Annotated in this window: 14 protein-coding genes; 8 read left to right on the plus strand and 6 right to left on the minus strand. The window is 71.4% G+C overall.

Translation table 11 applies throughout. The features are described 5' to 3' along the window. Window positions 1-57 precede the first annotated feature (57 nt). Window positions 58-1,599, plus strand: coding sequence for a PLP-dependent aminotransferase family protein (locus WMF28_RS06100; protein ID WP_437601121.1), 1,542 nt, complete (start codon window positions 58-60; stop codon window positions 1,597-1,599). Between the two features lie 22 nt (window positions 1,600-1,621). Here WMF28_RS06100 and WMF28_RS06105 read toward each other — a convergent pair whose 3' ends face one another. Continuing rightward, a complete protein-coding gene (locus WMF28_RS06105; RefSeq protein ID WP_437601122.1) occupies window positions 1,622-2,116 on the minus strand; it encodes an SDR family oxidoreductase in 495 nt (164 codons plus the stop codon). A gap of 340 nt (window positions 2,117-2,456) precedes the next feature. Here WMF28_RS06105 and WMF28_RS06110 point away from each other — a divergent pair, with 340 nt between their 5' ends. Next, complete coding sequence (locus WMF28_RS06110) at window positions 2,457-2,966, plus strand: DUF3943 domain-containing protein (RefSeq protein ID WP_437601123.1); 510 nt, start codon at window positions 2,457-2,459, stop codon at window positions 2,964-2,966. Here WMF28_RS06110 and WMF28_RS06115 read toward each other — a convergent pair. The 3 genes from WMF28_RS06115 to WMF28_RS06125 form a co-directional block, all read right to left on the minus strand. Next, on the minus strand, window positions 2,963-3,208 hold the full coding sequence (locus WMF28_RS06115) for a DUF6223 family protein (RefSeq protein ID WP_437601124.1): 246 nt from the start codon (window positions 3,206-3,208) through the stop codon (window positions 2,963-2,965). The genes WMF28_RS06110 and WMF28_RS06115 overlap by 4 nt on opposite strands. After that, a complete protein-coding gene (locus WMF28_RS06120; protein WP_437601125.1) occupies window positions 3,103-4,368 on the minus strand; it encodes a hypothetical protein in 1,266 nt (421 codons plus the stop codon). Before WMF28_RS06120 ends, WMF28_RS06115 begins: the two co-directional genes overlap by 106 nt. Window positions 4,369-4,801: 433 nt before the next feature. Beyond that, a complete protein-coding gene (locus WMF28_RS06125; RefSeq protein ID WP_437601126.1) occupies window positions 4,802-5,005 on the minus strand; it encodes a hypothetical protein in 204 nt (67 codons plus the stop codon). A 680-nt stretch (window positions 5,006-5,685) separates the two neighbouring features. Between WMF28_RS06125 and WMF28_RS06130 the strand changes: the two genes are divergently transcribed. The 4 genes from WMF28_RS06130 to WMF28_RS06145 all read left to right on the plus strand — a co-directional run bounded on the left by WMF28_RS06130 (window position 5,686) and on the right by WMF28_RS06145 (window position 11,261). Next, window positions 5,686-7,431, plus strand: coding sequence for a WD40/YVTN/BNR-like repeat-containing protein (locus WMF28_RS06130; protein WP_437601127.1), 1,746 nt, complete (start codon window positions 5,686-5,688; stop codon window positions 7,429-7,431). A 125-nt stretch (window positions 7,432-7,556) separates the two neighbouring features. Next, window positions 7,557-8,099 (plus strand): YkgJ family cysteine cluster protein, encoded by a 543-nt coding sequence (locus tag WMF28_RS06135; protein ID WP_437601128.1) that lies wholly within the window; start codon window positions 7,557-7,559, stop codon window positions 8,097-8,099. Between the two features lie 181 nt (window positions 8,100-8,280). Next, window positions 8,281-9,474 carry a PAS domain S-box protein gene (locus tag WMF28_RS06140; protein WP_437601129.1) on the plus strand — a complete coding sequence of 398 codons (1,194 nt, stop codon included), beginning with the start codon at window positions 8,281-8,283 and terminating at the stop codon, window positions 9,472-9,474. 194 nt (window positions 9,475-9,668) lie between these two features. After that, complete coding sequence (locus WMF28_RS06145; protein WP_437601130.1) at window positions 9,669-11,261, plus strand: pectate lyase; 1,593 nt, start codon at window positions 9,669-9,671, stop codon at window positions 11,259-11,261. A 184-nt stretch (window positions 11,262-11,445) separates the two neighbouring features. On the opposite strand, the gene WMF28_RS06150 is transcribed toward WMF28_RS06145, so the two are convergent. Together WMF28_RS06150 and WMF28_RS06155 are read right to left on the minus strand one after the other, a co-directional pair. Next, window positions 11,446-12,450, minus strand: coding sequence for an N-acetyltransferase family protein (locus WMF28_RS06150; RefSeq protein ID WP_437601131.1), 1,005 nt, complete (start codon window positions 12,448-12,450; stop codon window positions 11,446-11,448). A 65-nt stretch (window positions 12,451-12,515) separates the two neighbouring features. Continuing rightward, the gene (locus WMF28_RS06155; protein WP_437601132.1) at window positions 12,516-14,426 is read right to left on the minus strand and encodes a hypothetical protein; all 1,911 of its coding nucleotides are present in this window, start codon (window positions 14,424-14,426) and stop codon (window positions 12,516-12,518) included. A gap of 304 nt (window positions 14,427-14,730) precedes the next feature. Here WMF28_RS06155 and WMF28_RS06160 point away from each other — a divergent pair, with 304 nt between their 5' ends. Both WMF28_RS06160 and WMF28_RS06165 read left to right on the plus strand, forming a co-directional pair. Next, a complete protein-coding gene (locus WMF28_RS06160; protein WP_437601133.1) occupies window positions 14,731-15,069 on the plus strand; it encodes a polyhydroxyalkanoic acid system family protein in 339 nt (112 codons plus the stop codon). A 468-nt stretch (window positions 15,070-15,537) separates the two neighbouring features. Beyond that, window positions 15,538-16,017, plus strand: a complete 480-nt coding sequence (locus tag WMF28_RS06165; RefSeq protein WP_437601134.1) for a DUF2383 domain-containing protein — start codon at window positions 15,538-15,540, stop codon at window positions 16,015-16,017. The last annotated feature ends 11 nt before the right edge of the window (window positions 16,018-16,028 follow it).

The following is a 16,028-nucleotide window of genomic DNA, read 5'->3' on the forward strand; positions in this document are numbered from 1 at the left end:
CGTCGACACCGTGCCGCGGATCTGGCACCCTGGAAAGTGCCACGGTAGCCGGCTTCGATGGTGCCAGCGTCCTCCGCCCCGCACGCCGCCCACGCCTTCCTCCGCCTGCAGCGCGGCGCGCCGGCGACGCTGGCGGCCCAGCTGGTCGAGCAGCTGCGCCGCGCCGTGCTCGAGGGCGTCCTCCAGCCCGATCACCTGCTCCCGTCGTCGCGCGAGCTCGCGCGGGAGCTCGGCGTGTCGCGCAACACCGCCGTGGCCGCGTACGAAGCGCTGGCCGCGGACGGCACGATCGTGGTCCGCCCTCGCCGGGCGCCTGTCGTCGCCCACGTGCCGACGCGCGCGGGGGGGCAGGGCGCCGCCCGCGTCCAGCCCGCGGCGGCCCCGCCGCGCCTGTCCAGGAGCGCGCGGCGGCTCGCGGCGGTGGTGCCCCCCGACCGGCTCGACGCGCTCCTCGACAGCCGCGCGCGCTCGCGCCCGTTCGGCGTCGGCCTGCCGGACCTCGAGCTCCTCCCGTGGCGCATCCTCGAGCGATGCCTCGCGCGCCGCTTCCGCTCGATGTCGGCCGAAGGCGCGCTCCACCACGATCCGCGGGGCGCGCCGCTGCTCCGGCGCGCGGTGCTCCACCACGTCGCGGTGGCCCGCGGCGTGCGCGCGACGGTCGACCAGGTCTTCATCACAGAGGGCTCCCAGGGCGCGCTGGACCTCTGCTGCCGCTCGTTGCTCGACCCGGGCGACGCCGCGTGGGTGGAGGACCCGGGGCCGCTCGCCCTCCGCGCGGCGGTGCGCATGGCGGGCGCTCGGCTGGTCGCGGTCCCGGTGGACGAGGACGGGCTGCGCGTGCACGTCGGCGCGCGCCGGGCGCCGCGCGCGCGGGTCGCGTTCGTGTCGCCGGCCTACGCGTTCCCCTCCGGGGCGCGGCTGACGCTTCCGCGGCGCCTCGAGCTCCTGTCCTGGGCCGGCAAGGCGGGGGCGGTGATCGTCGAGATCGACTACGAGGGCGAGCTGCGGTTCGACGGCTCGCCGCTGCCCTCGCTCCTCGGCCTCGACATCGAGGGCGTGAGGGACCGCGTGATCCACGTGGGGACCTTCAGCCGTTCGCTGTTCCCGGGCCTGCGCCTCGGCTTCATGATCGTGCCGCCGGCGCTTGTGCGCGCCGTGGCCCAGGTGCGCGCGGCGTCGACGCGCTCCCCGCCCTATCTGCTGCAGGCCGCGCTCGCCGATTTCATCGACGAGGGGCACTTCGCGCGCCACCTCCGGAAGCTGAAGCAGGCGACGCGGCGCCGCCGCGATCTCTTGCTCGCGGAGCTCGGGCTCGTGCTGCCGGGCGCGCTGCGGGCGCGCGCCCCCGCGGGGGGCTCGGTGCTGACGCTCGATCTGCCGGCGGGCTCGAACGACGTCGCCGTCGTGCGGGCGCTGGCGGCGCGGGGCGTGGACGCGCTGCCGCTCTCGCGCAGCGCGGGGGGGTCGCGCTCCGGGACGCCGTGCGCGCCCGGGCTCATCCTGGGGTTCGGGGCGCACGCGGAGCCCGCGCTCCTGGACGCGGCGCGGACGCTCGCGGCCGTGGTGAGCGAGGCGATCGGCGCGGGCGAGCGGCGCTGACGCGAGGGCGTCTCGGCGGGGCTCAGCGGCCGCCGGCGATGTCCAGGAGGGAGCCGGTGCAGTAGGAGGACTCGCTGGAGGCGAGCCACAGGATGGCGTGCGCGACCTCCTCGGGGCTGCCGGCGCGGCCCAGCGGCAGGCTCGCCTGGAGCCGCTCGACGCGCCCTGGATCGCCGCCGCTCGCGTGGATGTCGGTCGCGATGATCCCGGGTCGCACGGCGTTGACCCGGATGCCCTCCGCGGCGACCTCCTTGGCGAGGCCGATCGTGAGCGTGTCGACGGCGGCCTTCGAGGCGGCGTAGTCGATGTACTCGCCCGGGGAGCCGAGCTGCGACGCCCTCGCCGAGACGTTCACGATGACGCCTCCCGCGCCGCCGCGGCGCGTGGACATGCGCCGGACCGCCTCGCGCGCGCGCAGGTAGCTCACCGCGACCGTGTAGCCTCGGCTCGCGGCGAGCAGCGCCGTGGCGGCGCCGATCCCGCGGCTGCCGCCCGTGACGATCATGATCCCGGCCATGGGGCGGGAGGATAACCCGGGCGCTGGGGAGGCCGGCGCATCGCCGGGGTCGCCGGGGTCGTCGGCGCGCTAGACTCGTGTCCGGCCGCCGTCTCCGGGCGCGCGCGCCGCGCCGGATGTTCCGATGGCCCTGATCCGCCCGTACGCCGCTGCTGTCCTCGCCGTCCTATCGTCCGCGTGCGCCGGCCGGGCCGCGACGGCACCGCCGATGACGGCACCGCCGGTCGATTCGGCCCCTCCGCCGGCCGGACCGGCCGCTCCTCCGGAACGCGCGCCTCGGGCCCGTGCGCCCGAGGCGCGGCCTGGCGAGATCACGGCCGGGATCGCGGAGCCTGCCTGGGTGCCGCCGATCGTGCACACCCTGGCCATGTTCACGGTGACCCGCAGCGTGGAAGCTGTGTTGTGGCCCGAGCCGTTCGCCGACTTTCGCCCGGAGCGCTGGGGATACCACTATGGCGAGGCGCTCACGAAGCCGCCGCTCTTCGACGCCGCTCAGCCCGCCTTCCGGTGGGATCACGACCCGTGGCCGATCAACGTGATCGGTCATGGCCTGCTCGGGAGCGAGATCTACTTCAGGGCGCGGAGCTGCCGCTTCGGCGCGCCGGCCGCGGTCGCCTTCGCCATCGCCGGCACCCACCTCTGGGAGTACGGCTACGAGGCCAACGGCGTCCGCCCGTCGGCGCTCGATCTCGTCTACACGCCGCTCGCCGGGGCGCTCCTCGGCGAGCTCCGCTATGCGACGTGGCGCGCGGCCGGGGGCATCGAGAGCGCACCGGCGCGCGTGCTCGTGCGCGCGCTCATGGATCCATTCGGCGAGATCGAGCGGGGCGCCGGGGTCTTCGACTGCTAGCTCCGCGCGTGAGAAACTCCGCCAGAAACCATAGCGAGCAGCCCCAGCACCAGGGCCACGATGGCCCCGGCTCGCCCGTCGCCGGTGCCGATACGACCGACGGAGCGGGCCACTCCGCCGCTGAGCGGCCGCCGCTCTAGGGCGAAGTCGACACGTAGCGCGGCTGCATCGGGCTCAAGCTGCCGATCGTGGACGCAATGGGCGGATACAGCCGCAGGTACTCCTGCTCTTCCTGGTGGCACTGACGCGAGAGCGCCTCGCAGGTCGACGGTTGGTCCCTGCATCGCTCGTTGGCCCGCGCTTCACACGACGCGCGCGGGTTCTGCGGACGCCACACCTCGACGAACAGCGAGGACGGGGCCGCTCCGCCGGTGAGCTGCTGCAAGAAATCTCGCCGCACGATGAGCACGCGCTTGCCGTTCTCGAGCTTGAGGGCCGCGTTCAGCTTCTGCTGCAGCGCCTCCTGCAAGCCTGGCCCGAAGCGCGCGGCGGACCTCTCAATCTCGCGTTCACCCCGAGACTCGATCAGGCCGAACACCGCATCCTCGAGCGGCCGAGGCAGAGCCCCGATACCCAGCAGGAGGGGAGCCCCAAAGTCCCAAGCGGCGCTCCCCTCGACGATGCGCGACACGCTGTCCCCGCTGAACAGGGCCGTGACCGACTTGGCCACGGTCGAGCTGAAGCCGGTCGCGAACGTCACGACGGGAGTGATCGGACTGACGCCTGACACCCGCAGATCGAGGTTGGTGTTTCTGAGCGCGGTCGCCACGGCGACCCTGGGCTCCAGGGTGATGGCGTAGTCTCCGTTATCTCGGAGCCCGAACTTGGGATTCAGATCCAGGCCCAGCACGATGTCTGCCGTGGTCGCCAAGCTGCCACGCAGGCTGTAGCTGTCGCTCCCCGACTTGTTGCAGGAGCCGAGGACCCTGTAGCCGAACGTCTGGTTGACATCGATCTTTGCGGAGTACTCGACAGGCAACGACAGCTTGATGGCCAGCGGTCGAGTCAGCGAGTTGCCCGTGATGTCCAGGCTAGCAGAGCTCTTGAGGAGCGCCGTGTAAGAGGCGTGCCGCTGTTCGGCCCTCACCGTACACGAGTGTCCGGTGTCGATCTTCCTGTCCGTCGGATCATCGAGCTTGAAGAGAATCCCGTTGCTGTCGATGGTGATGCCTCTGGCGTCGAGCTCCGAGTTCACGCGATTCAGGGCCATCTCGCATAGCGATCGGACTTCTTGAGGGCCCGTGTCACAATTGATGATCCCGGGAGCGATCAGGTGCTGTTCGGCGACGCCGACATCGCTCTCCGAGTCCTCCTCTCCTGCCCAATAACCTTCGTCCTCAACTGCCGCGGTGCAACTGATCAGCAGCGGCAGCAGGGCGGCCAAACCAATGATCTTATTCATGATTCGTGTGTGTTCTCCTAAGCAAACTTTCCGCCAGGCGCGGCCCAGATCGAGCCGCGCCCCGAAGCCGGTGGCAAGCGATCCAAGCAGCGCCAGCCTCGATGCAGGCGGAAGAGTGTTCGATGCGAGCGCGACCGTCAAGCTCCGGCGAACAAAAGCCCATCGACTGAATCTTGCGTTCAATTGTGAAGAGATGCCCGTTTACGCCGAGCGTGCGACAGGCTCGTCGAGGCGCTGCGAGCGCCTCGATTGGACAGCTGTCAACTCGCGTTCACGGCCCGCGCGGCGGGATGAACGACGGGATGCGCCGATCGAGGCGAGCTCGCCTGCCGTAGGAGCGGCGACGCGTCGGCCGAGCGTCGCTTGCGCTGCCCTTGCGCTCCGCAGGCCGCTTCGGTGGGTGAAAGACGGACGCGCGCACCGCGGGCTGGGCTCAAAAAGCGCCGACTTCGCCGAGCAGCGTCCCGTTCTCGATCAGGTACACATGGCCCCGACGGGTCGACTCGGCCGTCTCCCAGCGCGATTCGACGGAGAGAGCGAAGGCGCCGACGCACCCCGTGCAGCTGCCCCCCGATCCACCGCCGGCGTACACGTCCTCCACACCGAGGGGCCTCGGGTCGGTGAGGTCATGGTCCACGGTCGGACCAGCCGTCTCCGGGGGGAGTTGCAGGGATCGGAGGCGATCCTCCCCGGTCTGTCCCCCAGCGTGCGTGCACCCCATGTGCAGCCCCGCCAAGAGCCAGCAAGTCGTACGTTCATCGAGGCCTCCTTGGCATCCACTTGCCGCAGCGCAGGAGCCAGCGCAAGCGTCGCGTGGCGCAGCTACGCATTATCTATCGTTCCGATGTGCTGTCGTAGATGCATATATGCGATACAAGAGGTCGCAATATGATGAAATCGCAATGGATTTCTGCCGGGCGCTCCGGGGCCGGCGCTCGCAGCGGCAACTGAGCGTCACCGGCAGCCCGAGCAGCCGCCCTTTCGCCTCGTGAACGACCTACCCACCAGCTCTTCACCGAGGAGCTGGGACTGCCCGCGTCCGCATTTCAGGTCACGAACTCCGTGCCCTGCCTGCCGGCCGGCTCCGGCGGAAAGTACCCTGTGCGCGTCTTGCAGACCCGCAACTGCTCGGGGAACCTCCAGCGGCAGATCGCGGTCCTGCGGCCAAAGGTGGTCGCGCCTGTGGGGGTGCAGCTCTGGCCGCCACTCGGATTGTCGAGCCGTCCCTGGCCGGATTTCTGGCGCACGGAGCTCGACCCGGCGCACGGCCGGACGAGGAGGGCGCGGTCCATCGACGCCCCTGCTATCCTGCCTGGAATGACTATCCGGCACAGAGCCCTCTGGGGGCGAGGTCACCTGCTCGTCATCGTGGGCTCCGAAGGGCACGTGCTGCGCTCGGAGGATCGCGGCCAGCGCTGGAGAAGGATGCAAACGCCCGTCCGCCAGGACCTGAGCGCGCTCGCAGGCGCCGGCCCGGCGCTGATCGCCGCCGGCCAGCGCGGCACCCTGGTGTCCTCGAGCGACGAGGGGCAGCGCTGGTCCGACGTGAGCTGCGGCGCGGAGGCCGACCTGCGCGGCGTCGCCCTGCGCGACGACGGCGAGGCCATCGCCGTGGGGCTCGGCGGGACGGTGCTCCGCTCGCGCGATCATGGCCGGACCTGGGAAGCCGGGCCGAGGCTCGACGACCTCTGTCTGGAGGCCGCTGCCATGGACGCCGAGGGCCGCTTCCTCGCGCTCGCGCTCGAAGGAGAGCTCGCCACCCTGCAAGGAGCGACATGGGCGCGCCACAAGGTCCCCGGCCGGTCTCCGCGGGCGCTCTGCGCGCGCGGAGGGATCGTGGTCGTGGGCGACGGCGACGGTCATGTCCACACGAGCCGGGACGGGGGCGCCTCGTGGGAGTCGCGCTCGACCGGGAGCGGGCGCTCCATCCAGGCGCTGTGGCTCGGCTCCGCCGGCCGGATGATCGCGGCCGGCGACAGCGGCTTCCTGGCGGTCAGCGACGACGAGGGCCGCACCTGGGCGCGCCCATCGATGAAGTCCGATCAGCAGCGGTACGCGGTGTGGAGCGACGACCAGGCTTCGATCTGGTGCGTGGGGACTGGCCCCGCCTTCCGGTCCATCGACGGCGGCAAGACCTTCGCCAAGGTGCCAGTCCAGGCAGGGGACGCGCCGCTCGAGGGCCCGTGGGAGAAGGTGCCTCTCCGGGGGAAATTCCGGGGACTCTGGGTCGAGGGATCCGGGAGGGTCGTGCTTGTGGGCGACGGGGGGAGCGCCGCGTGGACCCGCGATGGTGGCCAGACCTGGGAGCGGAGCGCCGAGGAGGGCGCCGGCTCGCTGATCGCCGTGTGGGGTCGCGGCGAGGAGATCCTGGCTGTCGGCGAGGGCGTCGCGCAGATCCGGTCCAGGGACGGCGGACATCGCTGGATCGACGTGACGGGCACGCCCGGCGGCTCCTCGGTGCACGGTCAGGGCGCAGGGAGAGCGTTCGCCGTCCTCGATGGCCGGGTCTGCCGCCTCAGCGCGGACGGATACCGATGGATCGCGCTGGAGACCCCGCCCGAGCCGCGCCTCGGCGCCGTCTGGGCAGGGCCGGAGCAGCTCGCCGTGGCGGTGGGCCGCGGCGGCGCCATCGTCCGCACGGCCGATGACGGCGCCACGTGGGAAGCTGTCGAGAGCGGCAGCACGCGTGATCTGTCGGCGATCTGGGGCAGGGGCGACGAGCTCTTCGCGGTCGGCGGAATGACCCTCAGCGACGTGCTGCGCTCCCGGGACGGCGGCGCGACCTGGGAGGTGCTGGCTCAGGTCTCCGGCAGCCTCAGGAGCGTCTGGGGAGACGAGGCCGGGACGCTCTGGGCGTGCGGCCTCGATGGAGTTCTCCTGCGCTCGACGGATGGCGGCTGGACCTGGCGAGGCGAGGCGTCCGGCGCCTGGAGCACCCTGTTCGAGGTGCGCGGGAGCGGAGCCGAGATGTGGGCGCTGGGAGAGAACCTCTTGCTGCGCCGGCGTCATGACGACGCGCACCTTCCCGGCGGCGCCGCAGAGAGCGCGGTGAGAGGTGCCTGACGCTGCGGTCGCATCGCGACCTCCTGGGTTCTCATGAGCGAGCCGAGCGAGCGCCAGCCGGTGCGCGTGATCCCCGTCGATGACTACCCATGCCCGCGACGGCATCGGCTGCTAGAACCCGGCGCGTGAATCCCCCGCCGATCGAGCGCCTCCGCGAGCTCTTCGCCAAGGTTGACGCGTTCTTCTCGAGCGCGAGCGCGCGCCACGGCGGGCGGATGGCCTGCGCGTCGGGGTGCAGCGACTGCTGCCGGCGGCGGTTCTCGGTGACGTCGATCGAGGCCGACGCCATCCGCGAGGCGCTCGCGGCGCTCCCGGAGGCCGACCGCGCGGCGCTCGCCGGGCGCGCGCGGGCGGGCGACCCCGGCGTGTGCCCGGCGCTCGACGGGGAGGGGCGGTGCGCGATCTACGCGGCGCGGCCGCTCATCTGCCGCACCCACGGCCTGCCCATCCGGTTCGCGCCGGCCGGCGGGCGGGCACTGCCGGTCATCGACGCCTGCCCGAGGAACTTCGTTGGAGAGGACCTCCAGGCCATCGAGGCATCGTCGGTCCTGGACCAGACGACGCTCTCGACGGTGCTGGCCGCCCTCGACATGGCCCACGCCGACGCGGCCGGGCGGCCGCGAGGGCAGCGCGCCGCGATCGCCGCGCTGCTCTCGGGCGAGGGCTGACGCGTGCGCTTCGTGGCGCCCGCGCGGCACGAGCCATCCTGGCGCGAGGGCACCGAGCAGGTTGAAAGGCGATGAGCCGAAATCAGCGCTCACTGCGCGAGCTCTGTCCGCGCTGCGCGGGTCGTCGTATAACGTCTTCATGGGGAGCACGAGACCACCGCAGGGAACGTCCGGATCTACCGTGAGGTCAGCGGACTGGTACGCGGCCCTCTTGCAGCGAGCGCCGCTCGGGATCGTCGAGCTCTCCCGCGATCTCGACATCGTCGCCTGGAACGGTGCGGCGGAGCGCCTGCTCGGCTTCGCGCCGGGAGAGGCGATCGGCCGGAGGATCGACGCGCTGGTCGCCGCGCGGGGCGACGCCGCGGCGTGGCGGCGGTTGCTCGAGGAGGACGCCGGAGAGCCCCGGATCTGGGCCCATGTCCGCAAGGACGGGGGCGAGACGCACTGCGAGTGGCTGCACGAGCGCATCGTCGACGAGCGGGGGGAGGTGACCGGCGTCGTGTGCTTCGGGCGGGATGTGACGGCGCGGGTCCAGAAAGAGGCGCGCCACGCCCTCGAGGAGCACCTGCTCCGCACCATCGTGGAGAGCCTCCCGGTCTCGTGCTGGGCAGTCGACGAGGAGGGCACGTTCCTCTACTACGATGGCGCGGCGCTGAAGGTGCTCGGTCTGGCCCCGGGATGGGCTCTCGGGCAGAACGTGTTCGAGCTCTACGCGGGCAAGGACATGACGGCGCTGAGACAGGCCCTGGACGGCGAGGCGTCCCACAACGTCGCGGAGGCGAACGGCCGCACCTGGGAGACCTGGTTCATGCCCGTCCGCTCCGGCGGCGAGACGACCATGGCGGCCGCGTGCGTCTCGATCGACATCTCCGAGAGCCACAGCCGGGAGCAGGAGCTCCAGGACAAGCTGGCGCTCATCGAGGTGCAGCAGCGGGTCATTCGCGATCTGTCGACGCCCATCCTTCAGGTCTGGGACGGGGTGCTGGCGCTGCCGATGATCGGGGTCATCGACAGCGCGAGGACAGCGGAGGTGATGGACAGCCTGCTCGAGGCCGTCGTCCGCACGCAGGCGCGGTGCACCATCCTGGATCTCACCGGCGTCGAGACGGTGGACACCCAGACCGCCAACTACATCATCAAGCTCATCCGCGCCCTCCAGCTGCTCGGCGCCGAGGGCATCATCACGGGGATCCGGCCGACCGTCGCCCAGACGGTCGTGAGCCTCGGGCTCGATCTGCAGAACCTCATCACGCTGTCGAACCTGCAGGCCGGGCTGAAGCACTCCATCCTGCGCCAGCAACGGAGCGCCCCCGCAGGCGAACAAGGCAAGACGATTCGAGGCGCTCAGGGCCAGAGCGCCGCTCGTCCCCGGTGACGGATGAGCCCTCACGCGCGCTGTCCTCCAGGAGAGCATCCGGCGGGAGGGCGACGCGGAGGGCGAGGGCCGGACGTCGCGGATCTCGCTCACCTTCCGGCACATCGGAGGGCAGGGTGCGCGGGAAGGTCGTCATCACCCTGTAACAGGGCGCCTCCTTGCCGTGGCTTGGCGGTCGTGCTGAGGGATGGCTCATGCGCCACCTCGAACCATGGGCTCTGTGCATCACGATCCTCTCTGCCGCTTGCAGCTCCGGCAACGGTTCGCGCGGGGACCCAGGGACGGTCGGGGCCGGCGGGTCCTCGGGCGGCAGCGCGTCCGGCGGCGGTGAAACCGTCGCCGTGAGCTCGGGCAGCGGCGGGACGGGCGGCAGCCCGGTCAGCGCTGGAGGCGGCGGGACGGGCGCCGGCGAGGGCAGCTCGGGAAGCGCGGGAGGGACCCCCGCAGGGCCGGCGCCCTGTGAGCCCCTCGCGACAGGACAGCGGCTCGCGTTCCCTGGGGCCGAGGGGTTCGGCCGCCTGTCGTCAGGCGGGCGCGGCGGGGACGTGTGTCATGTGACCCACCTCGACGATTCGGGCCCAGGCTCCCTCAGGGAATGCGTGAGCGCGGGCAACCGGACGGTCGTGTTCGACGTGAGCGGGTGGATCACGCTCAGCAGCAATCTGGGAATCACGCAGAACAACATCACCATCGCCGGACAGACGGCTCCGGGGGGCGGCGTCGGGGTCCGAGGCAGGAAATTCTCCATCGGGGGCCATAACATCATCGTTCGCTTTCTGCGGGTCCGGCGCGGCATCGTCGCGACCACGGCGAGGGACGACGCGATGACCGTGAGCTCGGCGGCGAGCGATGTGATGATCGACCACTGCTCGGTCGGCTTCGGGACCGACGAGAACTTCTCCATGCCAGGGGACGAAGCCGTGGGGCCGAGGAACCTCACGGTGCAATGGTCGATCGTCGCCTGGGGACTCGCGCGCAACAACCACTCCGCAGGGTCGCTCCTCACCGCGAGCAACGCCACGATCCATCACTCCATTTATGCTTTCAACGGTACGCGCAACCCGAAGGCGCGCTCCGAGGACGGGCGCGTGCTCGACTTCGTCAACAACGTCATCTATGGCTGGAACGCTCCTGATCCGTACGGCGAGTCGCAGGGCTGGAGCATCAGCAAGCACCCGTTCATCATGGCGGACACGGCGAACGGCATGCACTACGCGAACGCCGTCGGCAATTACTTCATTTCCCACGGCGAGCGGACCGCGACCCAGGCGTTCGTGTCGGGGTCGACCAACGCGGATGGGGTCCCCACGTACAACCTCTATTTCGAGGGCAACCTGCTCGACGGTAACGGCAACGGCGTGCTCGACGTATCGAAGGACGACTGGAGCATGGTGGGTACGGCGACGCAGCTGAACGAGCGGCTCGCCGCGCCGCAGGTCTGCACCGACGATGCGCCTCTGGCCTACGAGCGCGTGATGGCCGGGGCTGGCGCGGTGATTCCTGCCCGCGATGAGGTCGATGCCTTGCTCGTGCGACAACTCGGCGAGCAAGGCGGGATCAAGATCCAGGACGAGTCGGACCTCGGCGCGGGCGCCGATGGATACGGTGCGCTCGCCATCGGAGCGCCGATGGCCGACACGGATCGTGATGGCATGCCCGACGCCTGGGAAACGGACCGAAACCTCGACCCGAACGGCGCCGACGACCGGAACGGGGATGACGACGGGGACGGCTACACGAACCTCGAGGAGTACCTCAACGAGCTGGCCGCGCCGGCCTTCCCGTGAGGGGGAACCCCTCAAGTCGAGGTGGAGCGGTGGAGCTCTTGCTTCCGTCTCCCGGTGTGCCTCTCCCGCGCGCGGCGCCGCGGTCGATCTCCTCGATCGGCTGAAGCGCGATCTGGCGACGTGAAGCGGGAGGCGCGCGCAGCTCGAAGCGCCCGCGCCTCGCGCAGGGAGCGCCTCGCGGCCCCTACAGCCGCTTCTCGAGCACGACGAGGCCCCCGCGCCGCACGAACCCGAGCTGCTCGTTCAGCGCCAGCATCCCCGGGTTGTTCGACTCGACCGCCGTCGCGATCCGCGCGTAGCCCCGGCGCCGCGCGAAGGCGACCGTCTCCAGCTTGAGCGCCCTCGCCACCCCGCGCCCGCGGCTCCCCGCCGCCACGCCCGTGAACAGGTGGTCGAGGCACGCGGGGTCTTCCTCGTTCCGGTGCAGGATGCACAGCCCGACGTACCGGCCTCCCTCCTTCGCGAGGAAGCACGCCTCGGGCAGCGACGCCGGCGACCCTTCCAGGTAGGCAGCGAACGCCTCTGCCGGCAGCTCGGGGTCGACGTGGTTCGGCAGCGGCACCTCGCGGCTCACGGCGAGGTAGAGCGCGTGCAGCTCCAGGAGCCACCCGGGCCGGCGCGCCCGCTCCTCCGAGAGCGGCGCGATCGCGATGCCCGGCGGCGGCGCGCCCTCCCCGGCGCGCGGCGCGCCCTCCCCGGCGCGCGGCGCGCCCCCCGGCGCGAGATCGAGCTCGAAATCCCAGCTCCGGAAGAGCTCCCGGAAGCCCCGCCTCGCCGCGAGCGCGACCATCTCCGGCTGCGTCTCGCGCGCCATGGCGCGGAGCTCGCGGGCGCCCAGGCGCTCGAGGTCGCGCTCCATCGCCGCGAAGAGCCGGGCGCCGATGCCGCGGCGGCGGTGGCCCGGAGCGCACCGCACGGAGCACCAGAACCGCGCCGGGTGATGCGCCCACGGGACGTGGAACCAGTGCCCGTACGCCACGACCTCGCCCGTCGCGACCACCTCGGCCACGTGGCGCCCGAGCGCGTGGCCGCGCCGCGCGAGCAGCGCGTCGAGCTCCCCCAGCGCGCCGGGAGAGCGCGGCTCGATGTCGTGCCGCTCCTCGCGCGGGACGGCGGCGTTGAGGCGCGCCACGGCCCCCCGGTCAGCGTCGGTCGGCCGGGCGGCGCGGATCCGGATGGCCTCGTCCATGCGGCACCTCAGCGCATCTCCGCGCCGCGCGCAAACCCATCGGCCCCTCGCCCGCGGGCGGCGGCTCACCGGCCCAGCGCGGCCATCTTCTCGTTCACCCAGTCGTCGCCCACGAGCGGGTGCACGCCGGCCCCGTCCCGATCGAGGCCGATCCCCAGCGAGAGCAGCCCGCTCTTCACGAGGAACGCTCCGAGCGGCTCCTGTCCGTCCGACTTCGTGAGCCGCCCGCGGATGGCGAGGTTTCCCCCCTGCGCCTCCAGCAGCCTGAAATCGACGTCGCGCTCCTTCCGCCTCACCGTCGCCGACGCCTTGAGCCCCTCCATGGTGAGGAGCCCCGCGGCCCACCTGGGGATGACGTCCTCGGCGTCGAGCAGCTTCACCGCAGGCATCGCGTCCTTGCACTCGAGCCGGATCGCCGCCTCGATCAGCCCCCGTCCCACCTTCGCGTCGTCGATGTCGACGCGCGCCCACCAGCCCGGCCACGCCTCGCCCTCGTGCTCGATCGCGAGGTCCTTGATCTCGATCCGGCTCTTCCCGAGCGTGGCCGTCGGGCCAAGGACGTTCGCCGCGGCGAGCGCCACGCGCGCCTCGACGTCGCCCTTCACGCGGGTCTCCTTCCACGTCAGCGCCCCGTGCTTGAGCAGGAGGCTCAGCGCGCCCGTCCCGCGGCCCAGCCGGTCGATATCGAGGCTGCTCCGCACGAACGCGGCGCCGCCCGTGAACCGCGGCGCGTCCGGCGCGGCGCCGTCCGCGTTCAGCCAGCGAAGATCCGGGATCGCCGCGGCGACGACATCCACCTTCGACGAGAACCCCGGCGGGAGCCGCAGGAGGTGGAGCTCCGGCGCATCGAAGACGGCGCTCGCCCTCTCCACCACGATGGGCGGCAGCCCCTTCTCCGGGCGCTCGAGCGTCGCGCGGGGCACCGCCACCGCGAGGCGCGCCTCCCCGCGCTCGTCGACGCGGAGATCCACGTCCGCCGCGACGGTCGCCCGGTGCGACGAGGCGGAGGCCACGAGGTGGCTCGTCCCGTACGAGAGGGAGCTGCCCGGCTCGAGCTTCCCCCGGTTCACGACGAGGTTCGTCCGGAGCCCTCCGCTCCCGTCCTCGATCCGCGGCTCGGCGCCCTCGCCCGTGTAAAAGTGGATGAAGTCGAGCCCCGGCAGCTGCGCGTCGAGGCGCACGCGCGCCCAGGTCGTGTCGAGGATGTCGAGCCCCTCGATGTCGCGCGGATCGAACGTGTTCATCGTCACGTCGGCGTCGGCGTCGAGCCGCGCGATGACGCGGTCGGCGAGGTGGACCTCGCCCGACCGGAGCTCCAGCGCGATCGGCCCGACGCGGACCGAGCGGAGCGGCTTGTAGTAGAACCCCCCGCGCACGCGGCCGCCGCCGGCATACCGGACCTGCTGGATCCAGACCTCCTCGAGCGTCGTGTCCACGCCCTCCAGGTGCACTGTCCAGAGGTTGTAGCCCTCGTCCGAGCTCTCGAGATCGCGCTTCGGCGGCAGCTCCGGCTTGAGCGGAGGGTTGGTGAACTCCGGGATGGGGGGCAGCGCCTGGATGTGCGGCGCCTCCAGATCGCGCTCGCTCGTCGGATCCACGAGCAAGCGCATGCGGAACATGAAGCCTTCCCCGCGGACGTCCTCCGCATGGAACTTCTTCCAGAGCAGATCGGTCAGGTGGATGTCGGCGTGCACCTCGTCGAGCACCACCGCCCACTCCAGCGTGCTGTCGGCCCCGCTGAGCCGGATCTCCTCGACGTGCACGACGCCCGGCCAGAGGCTCCACGCCGAGCCGTAGAACAGCGTTACGTCGATCGGGTTGTAGCTGACGAGCCTCGCCATGAGCTTCGTGCTCAGCAGGACGTTGACGATCACGACGTAGCCGAGCCATAGCGCGACCGGCAGGATCAACACCGCCTTCAGCGCCTTGCTCGCGCGCGGGCCGAGCCACCCTCTGAGCCCAGACGGTGACCTCACGGCGCCAGCTCCCTGCATGAACGGGTGGAACGCACGTGCCGTGCCGCCGAGCTGACCCGTGACGTGAGCGGGCGGGCGCTGGGCTCGCCGTAGCGATCTGTCTCGCGTGTGGCGGACCTCGCCACGCACAGCGCGCAGATGTGCGCGATTTTGCCCGGATTTCCGGAGAAATTGTCGGGTCGGGGCGGTCGTCCCCGCCGGAGCCGGCGGCACCCAGCTTGCTCTCTATGACCGACGGGCTGCCGAGCCTGTCGCGCGTCAGCTCCCGCTGGAGCCGAGCTTCCAGCCATCACCCGAGGTCATCATGAAGCACACGGTCCATCACGACCTGAACGACGAAGAGGCGAAGAGTGCCGTCCTGAGGGCGATGGCGCAGTATTGCGACCGGTACGCGGAGTACGCCCCGTCCATGCTCTGGAGCGACGAGCGGCGCGCGGATCTCGGCTTCTCTTTCAAGGGCTGCAAGCTCGGAGGGCGGATCGAGCTCCGGCCCCGGACCGTCGATCTCGAGATCGACGTGCCGCTGCCGCTGCGCATGTTCCAGCGCATGGCGATCGCGGCGATCGACACGGCGATGCGGCGGTTCATCGACGAGGCGCACCGCGAGCGGTCGCGGGGCGCGGCCCTGGAGGGAGCCCTCTGAGCTCGACGCGCCGCGCAGAGCGCCAGCGCCACGACCCCCCGCGCCGCGCTCTCCGCGCCCCGCGCCGTGCCGCGGGGGCGCTGCCGAGATCGCCGTGTCCATCCGTCACAGCGTGACCGCCTCGCCGTGGCATTGTGCCCCGGGCGCGAGGTGTTCTGCCACCCATCTGTGAGCTCGCAGACCTCTCGCGACGGACACGTCCGGTACGTTTCATGTTCTGCGAAGGGAGAGCGAATCTCCGTGCGAGTGGAACGGGATTTGAATAAAATCCAAGGAGTTCAACCGAGGCCGACCCCGTGTGAGGCGAAAATGTACCCCTGAGGCAAGAGGTCGTAAGCTCTCCGCGGCGAGGTCCGATTGTGGCGGTCTCGCTCACCATCCTCGCGCGGACGCAGGGCGCGGTGGCTGCTGCTCGGGAGGTAGGGAGGAGACGAATCGGCGTTCATCAGCAACCTCAGGAGAGTACCCATGGAACAGCTCGCATACGCAGAGGAGAGCGTGGGCCTCGATGGCCTGATCGATGACGACGCGATCGAGCAGCTCAAATCGTTCTGCCGCGGCGAGATGTCCGCGGTGGAGACCTACCGTCAGGCGATCGCCGCCGCGCACGAGGATCGGGTGATCGAGCGGCTGCGGCGCAACCTGGCGTCGCACCAGGCGCGGGTGCAGCTGCTGCGCCGGAGGATCGAGGAGCTCGGAGGCGACCCGCCGTCGAGCTCCGGGCCATGGGGCGCGTTGGCCAAGGTCGTCGAGCGGACCGCGCTGGCGCTCGGCGACAGGACGGCGCTCTCGGTGCTCGCGGAGGGAGAGGATTACGGCCTGAAGGACTACCGGAACGACATCGAGGAGCTCGACTCCGAGTCGCACGTCCTGGTCCGCGACGTGATCCTGCCGCAGCAGGTGTCGACGCTGCGCTCGCTCGCCGATCTCAAGCGACAGATGCCGTGACGCGGCCAGGG

The organism is Sorangium sp. So ce590 (assembly GCF_051521365.1).
Lineage (GTDB): Bacteria > Myxococcota_A > Polyangia > Polyangiales > Polyangiaceae > Sorangium.

Excerpts from the sequence above, each read along its gene's own strand:
- WMF28_RS06100 (WP_437601121.1), top strand. The coding sequence starts at position 58 with ATGGTGCCAGCGTCCTCCGCCCCGCACGCCGCCCACGCCTTCCTCCGC.
- WMF28_RS06105 (WP_437601122.1), bottom strand. The coding sequence starts at position 2,116 with ATGGCCGGGATCATGATCGTCACGGGCGGCAGCCGCGGGATCGGCGCC.
- WMF28_RS06120 (WP_437601125.1), bottom strand. The coding sequence starts at position 4,368 with ATGAATAAGATCATTGGTTTGGCCGCCCTGCTGCCGCTGCTGATCAGT.
- WMF28_RS06130 (WP_437601127.1), top strand. The coding sequence starts at position 5,686 with ATGACTATCCGGCACAGAGCCCTCTGGGGGCGAGGTCACCTGCTCGTC.
- WMF28_RS06145 (WP_437601130.1), top strand. The coding sequence starts at position 9,669 with ATGCGCCACCTCGAACCATGGGCTCTGTGCATCACGATCCTCTCTGCC.
- WMF28_RS06150 (WP_437601131.1), bottom strand. The coding sequence starts at position 12,450 with ATGGACGAGGCCATCCGGATCCGCGCCGCCCGGCCGACCGACGCTGAC.
- WMF28_RS06160 (WP_437601133.1), top strand. The coding sequence starts at position 14,731 with ATGAAGCACACGGTCCATCACGACCTGAACGACGAAGAGGCGAAGAGT.
- WMF28_RS06165 (WP_437601134.1), top strand. The coding sequence starts at position 15,538 with ATGGAACAGCTCGCATACGCAGAGGAGAGCGTGGGCCTCGATGGCCTG.